Here is a 12,836-nt window from a genome sequence, read left to right as displayed (position 1 = left end):
CCGCGGCAACCTCGCCTCCTCCTACTGGCAGGCGGGGCGGACCGGCGAGGCGATCGAACTGCTGGAGCAGGTGGTGGCCGACCTGGAGCGGCTGCTGGGCGGCGAGCACCCCAACACGCTCACCGCCCGCGCCAACCTCGCCTCCTCCTACTGGCAGACGGGGCGGACCGGCGAGGCGATCGAACTGCTGGAGCAGGTGGTGGCCGACCTGGAGCGGCTGCTGGGCGGCGAGCACCCCGACACGCTCACCGCCCGCGCCAACCTCGCCTCCTCCTACTGGCAGACGGGGCGGACCGGCGAGGCGATCGAACTGCTGGAGCAGGTGGTGGCCGACCTGGAGCGGCTGCTGGGCGGCGAGCACCCCGACACGCTCACCGCCCGCGCCAACCTCGCCTCCTCCTACTGGCAGACGGGGCGGACCGGCGAGGCGATCGAACTGCTGGAGCAGGTGGTGGCCGACCGGGAGCGGCTGCTGGGCGGCGAGCACCCGGACACGCTCACCGCCCGCGCCAACCTCGCCCATGTCCGTGATGCTGCGGCAGCTGTACAGCAACCGGATACAGCAACCCCAGCAACCGCCCCCGACCACCAACCCCCCTCAGAAATCCCCGAGCGACCGGTATGACCGTCCCCGCCCGATCTCTGTAGAGCTACGGATCAGATGCTGCTCTACGCAAGCACCTCCAGGACGCATCAGCGGTGAGTGTCTAACTGCGTGACAACGCCGACGAACACCGGCGGACGACCGCGAACGTCAGCGGACCAACAACGCAGGTGAGATACGCACCAGCCCAAGGCAGCGCCCCCGCCCAAGTTGCTTCGGGACGAAGAGGTCGTGGGTTCAAATCCCGCCACCCCGACAGCCAAGTAGCAGGTCAGAGGCTCCTAGGAAATTTCCTAGGAGCCTCTGACGTTGCTGCATGTCTATCTGCTTGTGCCAGTCGGGTAAGCGCTCATGGATGACCCGAGCTCACGATCAAGCCGTGGCCAATTTCGCAAAGATCGCAGGTCGCCTGGACGGCTTTGTGGATCTGATGGGTCCAGTGATCGGTGGCATGGTGCTGGCGGTAGGCATCGGTCCTACCGCGACGGTGGATCCACGGGCTGGCCCATCGCGGGAGCGGTCCTGCTGGTGATCAATCTCTGGGTGGCCTGGCGCCATCTCGCCAGGCGCCGGAAACCGGTCTCCGCACCGTAGCAACGCCACACAAGCGCCAGCTTCTGACTTCCGTCCCCGAGTCCGGGCGCACCTTGTCTCACCATAAGGTCCGTCCTATGACGACGCGTGCTTGGTTCGAGATCGATGATCCGGACGACGACTTCGAGTTCGACGACGCTGAGAGAGCTTTCGTATCAGCGCTGAGCGGGCGTTGCACGGCCTGGGCGCCGACTGATGTTGTCGGGGAGGTCGGACGCCCGGACGACTGGGAATCACTCCTCGCTCATGTCAGCCTGTCCGACCGGGCGGAGCCCCGCCGACACTTGATCGATCTGGGTGTGCACCTGGTCGGTGACCGCGTCCGGGGGGACCGTCTGCACAATCAGCTGTATCTGCTCCCGGATCGTCCCAGTGCTTGGGCACTTGATGCCACGGGCTCCACGGAACAGCTCGCCGAGCTTGCCGCCGAGTGGTTCCGCGCGGTGCTGGACAAGCCGATCGTGTTGTATGTCTGGCTCCACGAGGGCTACGCCTACGCTGCGCGCTACGCATTCGCCGACAGCGGCGAGACGATCTGCCAAAGCTACGCGGAGAGCATCGCCCCACCGGGCCAAGCCGCTGAGCTGAAAGCCGCCGGCCACGTGCTCGGCAAGGGCTGGATCCAGACCGTCGGCTTGCCGGCGGCCTCCCTCTATCTGCACATCCGGGGCGACCTCGAAAGGGGCGGCACCGTATCCGGTGTTCCGGCAACGACCAAGCGTGGACCGCTTCCCGGACTTTGGTACGAATGATCATTTGCCTCCCGTTGGCCTGCGCCGCACCACGACCGCACCAGAAAAAGCGGGGAAGGGGCCTTGCCCCGATCGGTCGGTGCTGATCGGCTGAGCCCATGGCTACGGACCCCAGCGAGTACGACAAGGCAATGCCGATCGTGGTAGCCCATCTCGCGAAGATCGAGCGGGCGGTCGACCGGACCCGTGCCTCATATGCGGGGCAGCCGTTCACGGCGGTCCATCAGGCACTTGCCCAAGCGCTGGAAGACGAGGGCGCTCAACGAGTCGTGCCGCAGGTCGTCGAGGAGTTGGCGCGCCAGATCTCCGGTGCGGCGACCGAGCCGAGAGGAGCGGAGGGGTGAGTGCCCAACTGCGAGACAACCACGAACAACAGTGCGTTGCTCCGTGCCTGCGGCCACGACTTACGGCTGCTGCTGGGCGGCGCCGAAGGTTTCATCCATGACGACGGTTCTGGTCTGGGCTGATCCCGTCGACGCTCGTGAGCGCCCGGCGGACGTGGGCCGCGTCGACCGCCCTGGCTTCCTCTGTCCTCGGGTCGTGGACGTCCCATGTCGGAGATCCGCTACGCTCCGCGCCATGAAGCTGAAGGCAGTGGCCAAGCTCATACTCGTCGGCGCGGGCGGCATGGCCGTCATCGCGGCAACGGGAGTGTGGGCGCTGTCCGGTGGGCTCTACGGCTGTACCAGGGCTGACGAAGAGCTCGCGCCCACCCTGGCGTCCCTGTCCATCCTCGACGCGCGCCCGAGCCAGACGCAGCCCCAGGACGAGCGGTACTCCGGATGCGACGAGGACGACGGGTTCGCCTACGCCGGGCAGTACTACCGACTCACGACCTCCCGGGCCGGCGTGCTGAACTTCTATCGCGAAGCCGCCAGAGAGGACGGCTGGCGACTCGAGAGTGCCGACTCCTCACCGTCCCCCGCACCTGGCAGCCTCGCGGTCGACATCTCGGCGCTCTGTTTCGAGAAGCCCCTCGCGGGCACTACCGCCCATCTCGCTGTGTGGTTCCCCAGCGATCTCGGGGAGGACTCCGACGACTTCGGCGTGGAAGTCACAGCCAGTCTTGACGGGACCGCCTGGTGCTGAGTCGGAGTGCGGCTGACACATGACGGCCTTCAAGTACCGGTGACGTCTGAGTTCCCGCGAGGGTCGCGTCACTGGCAATTCAGGTGAGCTCGGTGCGTCGTCCGGTTAGGGTCGGGCCGTGCCCGAGCTGAAGCAGCTGGATGCTGGTCATGCCCCGGCGGTCCTGGCCTTCGAGCTGGCGAACCGCGAGTACTTCGCTGCCTCGGTTCCTGATCGCGGCGACGACTTCTTCGACCAGTTCACCAGCCGGTACCAAGCCCTGTTGGCTGAGCAGGAGGCCGGCGTCTGCGCTTTCCACGTCCTCGTCGCCGAGAACGGCTCGGTACTCGGCAGGTTCAACCTGGTCGACATCGAGGACGGCGCCGCGGACCTCGGCTACCGGGTCGCGCGGCACGTCGCCGGCCGCGGCGTGGCGACCACGACCGTCCGGGAGCTGTGCCGGTTGGCGGCGTCGCGGTACGGGCTGCGCGCACTGCGGGCGGCCACGGCCCACGAGAATGCCGCGTCCCGGAAGGTGCTGGTCAAAGCCGGGTTCGTACTGGTCGGCCCGGCTGGCCCGTCTGACCTCGGGGGTAAGACGGGAAGTTGGTATCAGCGGGACTTGGTGGTCGATCAGTAGCCCGCGATCAGACAACCAAGCGATCAAGCGGTCAAGCGGTCAGGTGCCACCGTAGGCCGCGGGAAGTCGATCGAGCTCCGCCAGCAGCAACGGCACCTGACGCTCGTTGAAGACGGCATCCCCGTACGGGTTCAGGGCCCACAGCATCGGGAAGTGCACCGGGTCCAGCGCAGGGAAGAGGTCCGTCCACTCCAGTCCCCCCTGAGCACGAGTTACCGGCTTTCCCCGGTCTCCGCGTACCTGCATGTTGATCACGCGTCGACCATATGGGCGGTTCGGCACTTCCGCATGCGCATACGTGGGCGGCCTCACATGGTGAGCGGCAGGGACGTGAGGCCGCGGGTCAGGCGGGTGTGGCGCCAGGTGAGGGAGCTCGGGGGGACGGCCAGGTGGAGGTCGGGGAAGCGGGTGAGGAGGGCTTGGAGGGTCAACTCGGCTTCGGCTCGGGCCAGCGGGGCTCCCAGACAGCGGTGGATGCCGTGGCCGAAGGCCAGGTGGCCGGTGGGGTGGCGGGTGAGGTCGAGGTGGTCGGGGTCGGGGAAGTGGCGGGGGTCGCGGTTGGCGGCGCCGGGGGCTATGAGGACCGGGGCGCCTTCGGGGATGTCGGTGCCGCCCAGGGTGAGCGGTTCGGTGGTGTAGCGGAACGTGGCGATCCCGACCGGGGAGTCGTAGCGGAGGAGTTCGTCCAGGGCGTCGGCGACGAGGTGGGGCTCTGCCCTCAGTCGGGCGAGCGTCTCGGGGTGTCGCAGAAGAGCGAGCGCCGCGTTGCCGATGAAGTTGGTGGTGGTCTCGTGGCCGGCCACGAGGAGGAGGACGGCGAGGGAGACCAGTTCGTCCTCGGTCAGGCGGTCCTGGTCGTCGCGCGCGGCGATGAGGGCGTCGAGCAGGCTGTCACCGGGCGAGTCGCGGGTGGTGGTGACCAGGTCGGTCATGTAGGCGGCCAGTTCGTGGGAGGCGGCGTCGATCCGGGCGGGGTCTCCGGCGGCGAACAGGTCGCTCGACCAGGTGCGCACGAGCGTGCGGTCGGATTCCGGTACGCCGAGCAGCTCGCAGATGACGGTGACGGGCAGGGGGACGGCCAGGGTCTCGACCAGGTCCACGGTGCCACCGTGTTGCGGCCAGGCGTCCAGGAGTTCGTCGATCAGGCCGGCGATGTAGGGGCGCATCCGGGCGACGGCGCCGGTGGTGAACGCCTTCGTCACCAGCGCCCGTAGTCTCGCGTGCTCCGGCGGGTCGGTGGCCAGCATGTTCTGGGAGACGGCCGGGTGGAGGTCACGCTGAGACGGTCGGCCCGCGAAGAAGCGCGCGGTGTTCTTCGAGAGGCGAGGGTCCGTGAAGGCCTGCCGTGCTTCCGCGTAGCCCGTGACCAGGTAACTGTGGCGGCCTCCCGAGCCCGTGGGCACCTTGCGTACCGGCGCCTCGTCCCGCAGTCGGGCGTAGGTCGGGTAGGGATCGGTGAAGAAGCGCGGGTCCTGCAAGGGGTCGGTCATGCGTACGGGTCCGTTCGCCTTTCTGAGGGTGCCGGTGGTGTGTGCGAGTCGGTCGGTCATGCGTGCGGGGCCTGTCCCGTGGCCGGCGTCGGGTGGCGCCGGTTCGTTCTCATGCTCGCGGGTCCGATCCGGTTCTCGAGCGCGTCAGGTCGTTCTCATGCTCGCGGGTCCGATCCGGTTCTCGAGCGCGTCAGGTCGTTCGTGGTGGTGGGGTGTGCGGGCTCCTGCTGTGCGTAGGCGTGGGCCACGAGGAGCAGCCATGCGGTTTCGGCTCGGAGGTCGCCTGCGCGGGAGGCGGCCCCGGGGGCGGGGGGCGCGGGTGCCCGCTGTGGTTCGCCGCCGGTGTGCTTCGCGTGTACGGCGGCTCGTAGGATCGCGGCCTCCACCAGCGCGTCCCCTTCCGGGGTGCCTGCCAGGCCGCGTGCGGTGGCGGTCCGCTCGGCCTGTTCCCGTACGTGTGGGGAGCGGTGGGGGCGCAGGGCGAGACCTCCGTCGTTGATCTCGATCACCCGGCGGTGGAGGTGGAAGTCGGAGTCGTCGGCGGGGGACCTGTGCACGTTGTCGGACTCGTGGGAGGAGTCGGTTGTGGCCAGGACGACTTCGGGGGTCGCGTCGGTGATGTCCTGCCACAGGGGGGCGAGCGCGGCGAAGGAGCGGGACTCCCAGCGCCGGCGGAGGAACTGGCTGAACGGCCAGGCGACCGCCGGGAGCGTGAGCCCCAGGGTGATGAGGAGTACGGCCAGGGCCGGCGCCGTCACGCTGAACACGCAGCGGAACGGGCTGATGGGCGTCGAGCAGCGGGTTCCGTGCGGGAGGAGGTTCAGTTCCAGCCCGATGGAGATCAGGCCGAACACCTTGTACGCCGCGTAGAGCAGGGCGAAGAGGCAGCCGGTGGCGGTGATGCGCAGTCCGACGCGCTGGCTCCTGCGCCGTGAGTGGTGGGACTGTTTCCAGGTCTGCTCGCAGAAGTCCTTGGCGGTGACGCCCAGGTAGGTGATGTAGATCAGGACGTAGAGCGCGTAGAGCTGGGGGAGTCGTCGTTCAGCTGGCTCGCGGCGAAGAGCACCGTCATGCCGGCGACGGAGATGCCTAGGAAGAGCACACGCAGGCGGATGCTTCGTCTCGCCTCCTCGGGCTCCAGGTTGAGCTGGAGCATGAACGCCAGGACGGACGTCGCTGCGGCCAGGGTGAATGAGTTGCTGAGCAGGCGGCCGACGTCGGGGACGACGCTCTCGACGGCGCGCTCCACGAACGACACGTACGAGGCGAAGGCCAGGGCGAAGGACACCAGCAGCGAGGCCATGGCCCAGGTGCCGGTGGGGCGGTGGCCGCCTCGTCCTCGTACCCAGTAGACGGCGGCGAGGAGCAGCACGATGGCCACCCCCGCGAACAGGAGGTCGATCATGCGTGCCGACGGCCCTTCTTGGTCGTCCTGGTCGGTCTGGCGAACAGGGCTTCCCAGCGCTCGGCGCCCTTCTCGGGCTCACTCGGCGGGAGTTCGCGTCCTCGGTAGATGTGCTGTCGGATGACCGTGGCCATGATCTCGGCCTCGCGCTCGTCGTCCGTGGAGTAGCTGGTGCGTCCGTTCATCCGCTGGACGAGGGTGGGGTTGAAGCCGATGGCGTGGAAGGCGTCGGCGTCCAGTTCCAGGCTGCCGGGGTGGTCACAGATGATGTGGCTGACCTCGTGCGCGAGTATGTGGTTCTGGTGCAGGGCCGAGGTTCCCTCCTCGTAGAAGAGGAGGTCGGCGTCAGGTGTCTCCAGGCGGATTCCGCAAGGGGCGTCGATCGCGCCCAGCGTGTTCAGGGGCCTGAGGATGATCGGGCGGCCGCGCTTGTCCGCCACGGCGTCACAGAGGTCCCGGGTGTTGAAGCGGTGGGGAAGGCGCAGCGCGTCCACGCGCCGTTCGCACTCGCGGCGTATCCGATCGAGGTCCATGTCCGGTCCTGACGTTGCTCGGGTCAGGCCCGCTGGAGCGTGCCCCGTACGGCCGGAGTGCGATCCGGAATCCCCGGCGCCGAATCGCTCGAAAGCTTAGGCGAATGCCAGGGTCACTTGAAGAGGATCTCGGCCCTGTTGGCCGAATGGCCGGAAACCGAGTGCTTCTGCCGATCCTTGACCGCCGTGAGTGCGTGAGTGCCGTGGCCGGCGGTCTTCGGGGGCGTCGAGGGTCGTCGCCAGCGGCCTTCGAAGCCGCCGAGTGCCGTTGCCTGCACCGCAGGGGCCCGTACGGTGCCGTGGCCGGCGGTCTTCGGGCGCGTCGAGGGTCGTCGTCGACGAGTGCCGTCAGTCGTCCAGGTTGAGGGTGTTCGCCGCGGTTTCGCCCGGCAGGCCCTCCAGGATCCGGGCCTGTTCGATCACCGCCGACACCATCTGGAGGGTCTCCGTGCTCAGGCCGTTGGCGCGCAGGGCGACCGTGCGGACGTTCTGGTCGCGCATGGCGGCCAGGACAGCGATCTCCGCCCGGGTGCGGTGGGCGGCCTCCTCGTCGACGAAGTAGCCGGCGGGGACGCCGAAGAAGTCGGCGAGAGCCTTGATGGTGTGCATCGTGGGGTTCTTCTTGGCTCCGGTGCGCAACTGCTGGATCGCGCTCGCGGTGAGGCCCTTGCCCTGGCCTCCCGAAGCCTCCCGGATGCCCTCGGCGACCTCGGCGTATGTGTAGGGCCCGCGATTCTGCGGGTGGACCTGTTGGAACAAGTAGTCCAGCAACTGCGCGAAGCTGCGCGGCTCGTCGTCTGTCACAACCGGCACGTCCTTGTCCCCTGATCGACGCCATGTCCACTCTGGTGCGTGCGGAGCGGCAGACGCGATGGCTTCCGGCCCACTGTAGTTGACGATCGCCCACAACCACGGTGTACGTTCTGCGGGGAGTCGCTCACACCAGAGTGTTCCCCACAGCGGGTGGCCGGGTTCCACGGGGGTGGACCCGGCCACTTCCATGTGCGGCATCCCGCTTCTTCCATGTGCGGCATCCCGCTTCGTCACGGTCTCCCGTCCCGCTTCGTCCGGCACCGGTCCCTCCCCACGTGGGGACCGGTGCCGGACGGCGCGGGGGTGTCGATCCGTGTCAAGGGACGTGGATCGAGGACCGTCATGAGGGCTCGCGGAGGTGGGCGGCGGCGCGGCGGTGTCATCGCCGGGCTGGCCGGAAACGTACGGAGTCGTGGGTCGGTTCTGCGGGTACACGCCGGGGACCCGTGGGTGCGCTGCCCTGGCGGTACGCGGCTGCGCTGATCCTGCCAGCCCCGGGGTCACGGCGAGGAGGGCCTGGGTATCCGGCCATGACTTCGTCGCAGGTCAGCCATATAAAGTGAGTTTTCCGGTCCGGATATCCAGGTGGCGGGGGGAGCTGAGGGGGGATGCCTTGAGTCACGACTCAGGGGCACGCACGGCCTTCGCGGAGCGTCTCGCACTGCTGTACAAGGAAGCGGGCAACCCACCTCTCAAGAGCGTTTCCGAGTCGGTTGTCCGACTGCAGCGGGTGGACGAGCGCGGCCGGCCCGTACGGGTCTCCGCCCAGCGGATCAGCGACTGGCGGCGGGCCAGGAACGTACCGGCGCAGTTCGCCGCGCTCGCCGCCGTACTGCAGGTCCTGATCCCCGAGGCCCGGCGCGCGCGGCCCACTCCGGTGTCCAGAGGGCTGTACGACATGGCCCAGTGGCAGCGGCTGTGGGAGCGGGCCCTGGCCGACCCCGTCGGGGAGCGCGGGGCGGCTTCCGCTTCCTCCCCGTCGGAGACGGCCTCCGCCGCCGTCGCGGAGGAGCACGGTCCGAGCGAGGGCCCGCCCTTCCCCGGTGGCGTCTGCCCCTACCGGGGGCTGGCCTCGTACCGGCAGCAGGACGCCCGCTGGTTCTTCGGGCGGGAGCGGAGCACCGGCGCGCTCGTCGCTCAGTTGCGCGCGGCGGAGCGGACGGGTGGGCTCGTCATGCTCGTCGGCGCCTCGGGCGCGGGCAAGTCCTCCCTCCTCAACGCCGGGCTCGTGCCCGCGATCCGTGGCGGCGCCCTGGACGGTGCCGAGGGAGACGCCGATGAGGGGCAGGCGAGCGGGGGTCGCCCCAAGCGCCGGAGGACGGGTGAGGTGCTCCAGTTCGTGCCGGGTGCCGATCCGCTCGGTGAGCTGACCCGCTGTGTACCGGAGCTGGGGCGGGTCGTGTCCGGCGCGTACGAGCCCGGCACGCCGATGTTCGCCGACGCCGTACGGGAGGCGGTCACTGACTGGGCGCTGCGGAGCGACCGGGGTGGACGGAGCGAGCAGAGCGGACCTGGCGCACACAACGGACCGGACCCGCACAACGGACCGGGCGCGCACAACGGACGGAGCGAACAGAGCGGGGCGGGTGGAGAAGTCACGCCCCCCGGCTCCCCCGCCCGCCCCGTCCTGATCGTCGACCAGTTCGAGGAAACCTTCACGCTCTCCTCCGACGAAGCGGGCCGGCGTACGTTCGTCCAGTTGCTCGACGCCGTGTGCACGCCCGGCGGTGCGGGTGAACCGGCGCCCGTGCTGGTCGTCCTGGGTGTCCGGGCCGATTTCTACGAGCAGTGCCTCGCCCACCCGGAGCTGGCGGACGCGTTGCAGCACCGGCACATGGTGCTCGGGCCGCTGACCACGGCGGAGCTGCGGGAGGCGGTGACGGGGCCGGCCAAGGCCGTGGGGCTGGAGCTGGAGCCGGGGCTCGCGGAGCTGATCGTGCGGGAGGTGAGCGCGGACGGTCCGCGCGGCGCGCACGACGCGGGGGCGCTGCCGCTGCTGTCGCACGCGCTGCTCGTCACCTGGCAGCGGCGCAAGGCGGGACGGCTGACGGTGGCCGGTTACCGCGCCGCCGGCGGCATCCAGGGCGCGGTGGCGGCCACCGCCGAGCGCGCCTGGTCGGGCCTGGATCCGGCGGCCCGTACGGCGGCCCGGCTGCTCCTCCTGCGGCTGGTGCGGCTGGGCGAGGACACCCACGCCACCCGACGTCGCGGCACCCGGCGGCAGTTGGCGCACGAGTCGACCGACCCCCGCAAGACGGAGGAGTCGCTGGAGGCGCTGGTGCGGGCCCGGCTGGTGACGCTCGACGCGGACACCGTGGAGATCACCCACGAGGCGCTGCTGCACGCCTGGCCCCGCCTGCGTGGCTGGATCGACGAGGGCCGCGGCGACCATCTGCTGCGCCAGCGGCTGGAGGAGGACGGCCGGGCCTGGGAGGACTCCGAGCGCGACGCGTCCCTGCTCTACCGGGGCTCGCGTCTCGAGCAGGCCCGTACCTGGGCGCGGTCCGCCGGGGACACCCTGCTGACCCGGAGCGCTGTGGAGTTCCTGGCCGCCTCGGTCCGCCTGCGCAGGCGGACCGTGTGGATCGCCCGGAGCGCGGTGTCGGCACTGGTCGTCCTCGCGCTCGTGGCCGTGGGCTCGGCCGTGGTGGCGTGGCAGCAGCGCAACGACGCGGTGTTCGAGCAGGTGGTAGCCGAGGCCGATCGCGTCCAGTACACGGATCCGTCGCTCTCCGCCCAGCTCGACCTGGTGGCACACGGTCTGCGGCCCGACGACGAGGGCACCCACAACCGCCTCGTCTCGATCGTCAACGCCCCGCTGGCCACCCCGCTCCTCGGCCACGACGGTGCCGTCTACCTGACCTCCTTCAGCCCGAACGGCCGGACGCTGGCCACCGCCGGCTACGACCGGACCGTACGGCTGTGGGACGTGGCGGACCCGTCCCACCCCAAGGCCCTGGGCAAGCCCCTCACCGGTCACACCGGTTGGGTGAGCAGCGCGGTCTTCGGCCCGGACGGTCGCACCCTCGCCAGCGCGGGCGACGACGGCACGATCCGGCTGTGGGACGTACGGGACGTGCGCGCCCCGCGTGCGCTCGGCGAGCCGCTGACCGGGCACGACGGCACGATCTTCCTGCTCGCCTTCAGTCCGGACGGCAGGACGCTGGCGTCCGTGAGCGAGGACCGGACGGTACGGCTGTGGGACGTGAGCGACCCCGCGCGCCCGACCGCGCTCGGCGAGCCGCTGACCGGGCACTCCGCTCCCGTGCGGTCCGTGGCGTTCAGCCCGGACGGGAAGACGCTGGCGACGGGGGGCGACGACGACGTCATCAGGCTGTGGGACATGGCCGACCGGCGGCATCCGGTGCGGATCGGCCGGGTGTTGGCGGGGCACACGGCCACGGTGCACTCGCTGGCGTTCAGCCCGGACGGGAGGACTCTGGCCAGCGGCAGCTCGGACAACACGGTGCGGCTGTGGGACGTGGCCGCACCGAGGCGGGCGAGCGCGCTGGGGTCCCCGCTCACCGGACACACCGGCCCCATCTGGTCCGTGGCCTTCAGTCCCGAGGGGGGTCTGCTCGCCGCCGCCAGCGCGGACAGTACGGCGAGTCTGTGGAATGTCGAGGACCCGGCGTTCCCGTCCAAGGTCGGCGAGCCGCTCGCCGGGGCCAGCGGGGAGATGTTCGCCCTGGGGTTCGGTCCCGACGGCCGGACGCTCGCCACCGGGAGCGGTGACGGCAAGGTCCGGCTGTGGTCGATACCGACGTCGGACATGGTCGGCCGGAACGGTGCGTTCCGGCCGGACGGGCGGGTGCTCGCCACGGCCGGGCGCGACGGCCGGGTCCGGCTGTGGGACGTGGGGAAGCCCGGCCGGCCCGTTCCCCTTGGTGAACCGTTCCTGTCCTCGGACCACGGCAATCGCGCCCTGGCCTTCTCCCCCGACGGCCGCACCCTCGCGATCGTGGCCAGCAACCGGGCGCTGCACCTGTGGAACGTCGGCGATCCCGCTCGCCCCGTCCCGTACGGCTCGCCCGTCGAGCTGCGGACCCGGTACACCGACGCGCTGGCCTACAGCCCGGACGGGCGCACGCTCGCCACCGTCTACGACGACCACACCGTCCAGTTGTGGAACGTCGGCGACCCGGCCCACGCCGTTCCGTTGGCCAAGCGGCTCACCGGTCACACGGGGTACATCCTCGCCCTCGCCTTCAGCCCGGACGGCCGCACGCTCGCCAGTGGCAGCGCGGACGGCACCATCCGGCTGTGGGACGTGACCACCCCGGGCCGCGCCACCCGCCTCGGCGAACCCCTGCTCGACCACTCCGGGTCCGTCAGCGACCTCGCCTTCAGCCCGGACGGCCGCACGCTCGCCAGTGGCGGCGACGACGACACGGTCCGGCTCTGGAACGTCGCCGACCCCGCGCGCGCGACCCGGATCGGCGCGTCCCTCACCGGCCACACCGAGGCCATCGTCTCGCTGTCCTACAGTCCCGACGGCCGGACCCTGGCCAGCGGCGGCGACGACAGCACCGTCCGCCTGTGGGACGTCGCCGACCCGGCCGAGGCCTCCCCCATCGGCCAGTCGATGAGCCCCACCGCCAAGACCGGCAACTTCCTGGCGTTCAGCCCCCGGGACCACATACTCGGGGTGTCCAGCGGCGCCGACACCGTACGACTGTGGGACCTGGACGTCGACGACGCCGTACGGCACATCTGCGCGACCACGCGCGGGGTGCTCACGCGGGAGAAGTGGGACGAGTACCTGTCGCGGCTGGACTACGAGCCACCTTGCGCGGGTGCCTGACGGACGTTCGGGCGGCGTGAGCGGCCGGGCGACGGGGCCTGACGAACGGGTGCGTGACGCCCGCAGTCACCTAACAAACGTTTGGACAATGCCTCGCGATCGAGTGATCCCGATCACAACTTGTCAACGCACT

12 protein-coding genes are annotated in these 12,836 nt (G+C 70.2%); 6 read left to right on the top strand and 6 right to left on the bottom strand.

Annotated elements, in window-relative coordinates:
* From ACFY9I_RS30245 to ACFY9I_RS30225, 5 genes are all read left to right on the top strand, one after another.
* Positions 1-625 (top strand): tetratricopeptide repeat protein (locus tag ACFY9I_RS30245; protein WP_391007282.1); only part of this gene is annotated, 625 nt, incomplete at its 5' end.
* Positions 626-1,275: 650 nt separating this feature from the next.
* On the top strand, positions 1,276-1,950 hold the full coding sequence (locus ACFY9I_RS30240) for a hypothetical protein (protein WP_391007280.1): 675 nt from the start codon (positions 1,276-1,278) through the stop codon (positions 1,948-1,950).
* Between the two features lie 98 nt (positions 1,951-2,048).
* The gene (locus ACFY9I_RS30235) at positions 2,049-2,294 is read left to right on the top strand and encodes a hypothetical protein (RefSeq protein WP_391007279.1); all 246 of its coding nucleotides are present in this window, start codon (positions 2,049-2,051) and stop codon (positions 2,292-2,294) included.
* A gap of 235 nt (positions 2,295-2,529) precedes the next feature.
* On the top strand, positions 2,530-3,039 hold the full coding sequence (locus ACFY9I_RS30230) for a hypothetical protein (RefSeq protein ID WP_391007277.1): 510 nt from the start codon (positions 2,530-2,532) through the stop codon (positions 3,037-3,039).
* A gap of 118 nt (positions 3,040-3,157) precedes the next feature.
* Positions 3,158-3,658: a GNAT family N-acetyltransferase gene (locus ACFY9I_RS30225; RefSeq protein ID WP_391007275.1), complete on the top strand. Its 501-nt coding sequence runs from the start codon at positions 3,158-3,160 to the stop codon at positions 3,656-3,658.
* 39 nt (positions 3,659-3,697) lie between these two features.
* On the opposite strand, the gene ACFY9I_RS30220 is transcribed toward ACFY9I_RS30225, so the two are convergent.
* From ACFY9I_RS30220 to ACFY9I_RS30195, 6 genes are all read right to left on the bottom strand, one after another.
* Positions 3,698-3,913, bottom strand: a complete 216-nt coding sequence (locus ACFY9I_RS30220; protein WP_391007273.1) for a hypothetical protein — start codon at positions 3,911-3,913, stop codon at positions 3,698-3,700.
* Positions 3,914-3,966: 53 nt separating this feature from the next.
* A complete protein-coding gene (locus ACFY9I_RS30215; protein ID WP_391007272.1) occupies positions 3,967-5,148 on the bottom strand; it encodes a cytochrome P450 in 1,182 nt (393 codons plus the stop codon).
* A 155-nt stretch (positions 5,149-5,303) separates the two neighbouring features.
* Positions 5,304-6,137, bottom strand: coding sequence for an MAB_1171c family putative transporter (locus ACFY9I_RS30210; RefSeq protein WP_391007302.1), 834 nt, complete (start codon positions 6,135-6,137; stop codon positions 5,304-5,306).
* Between the two features lie 14 nt (positions 6,138-6,151).
* Positions 6,152-6,553 (bottom strand): hypothetical protein, encoded by a 402-nt coding sequence (locus tag ACFY9I_RS30205; protein WP_391007306.1) that lies wholly within the window; start codon positions 6,551-6,553, stop codon positions 6,152-6,154.
* Positions 6,550-7,086, bottom strand: a complete 537-nt coding sequence (locus ACFY9I_RS30200; protein WP_391007270.1) for a regulator component — start codon at positions 7,084-7,086, stop codon at positions 6,550-6,552. The genes ACFY9I_RS30205 and ACFY9I_RS30200 overlap by 4 nt, the downstream gene beginning before the upstream one ends.
* Before the next feature lie 348 nt (positions 7,087-7,434).
* A complete protein-coding gene (locus ACFY9I_RS30195) occupies positions 7,435-7,890 on the bottom strand; it encodes a helix-turn-helix domain-containing protein (protein WP_391007268.1) in 456 nt (151 codons plus the stop codon).
* 622 nt (positions 7,891-8,512) lie between these two features.
* Here ACFY9I_RS30195 and ACFY9I_RS30190 point away from each other — a divergent pair.
* On the top strand, positions 8,513-12,703 hold the full coding sequence (locus ACFY9I_RS30190) for a hypothetical protein (RefSeq protein ID WP_391007267.1): 4,191 nt from the start codon (positions 8,513-8,515) through the stop codon (positions 12,701-12,703).
* Positions 12,704-12,836: the final 133 nt, after the last annotated feature.

Origin of the sequence: Streptomyces sp. NPDC012510 (genome assembly GCF_042955065.1) — a bacterium.
Taxonomy (GTDB): Bacteria; Actinomycetota; Actinomycetes; order Streptomycetales; family Streptomycetaceae; genus Streptomyces.
The sequence above is the reverse complement of the archived record's forward strand: the minus strand, read 5'-3'. Positions and strand labels throughout refer to the sequence as shown.

Excerpts from the sequence above, each read along its gene's own strand:
- ACFY9I_RS30205 (WP_391007306.1), bottom strand. The coding sequence starts at position 6,553 with ATGATCGACCTCCTGTTCGCGGGGGTGGCCATCGTGCTGCTCCTCGCC.
- ACFY9I_RS30240 (WP_391007280.1), top strand. The coding sequence starts at position 1,276 with ATGACGACGCGTGCTTGGTTCGAGATCGATGATCCGGACGACGACTTC.
- ACFY9I_RS30235 (WP_391007279.1), top strand. The coding sequence starts at position 2,049 with ATGGCTACGGACCCCAGCGAGTACGACAAGGCAATGCCGATCGTGGTA.
- ACFY9I_RS30230 (WP_391007277.1), top strand. The coding sequence starts at position 2,530 with ATGAAGCTGAAGGCAGTGGCCAAGCTCATACTCGTCGGCGCGGGCGGC.
- ACFY9I_RS30215 (WP_391007272.1), bottom strand. The coding sequence starts at position 5,148 with ATGACCGACCCCTTGCAGGACCCGCGCTTCTTCACCGATCCCTACCCG.
- ACFY9I_RS30200 (WP_391007270.1), bottom strand. The coding sequence starts at position 7,086 with ATGGACCTCGATCGGATACGCCGCGAGTGCGAACGGCGCGTGGACGCG.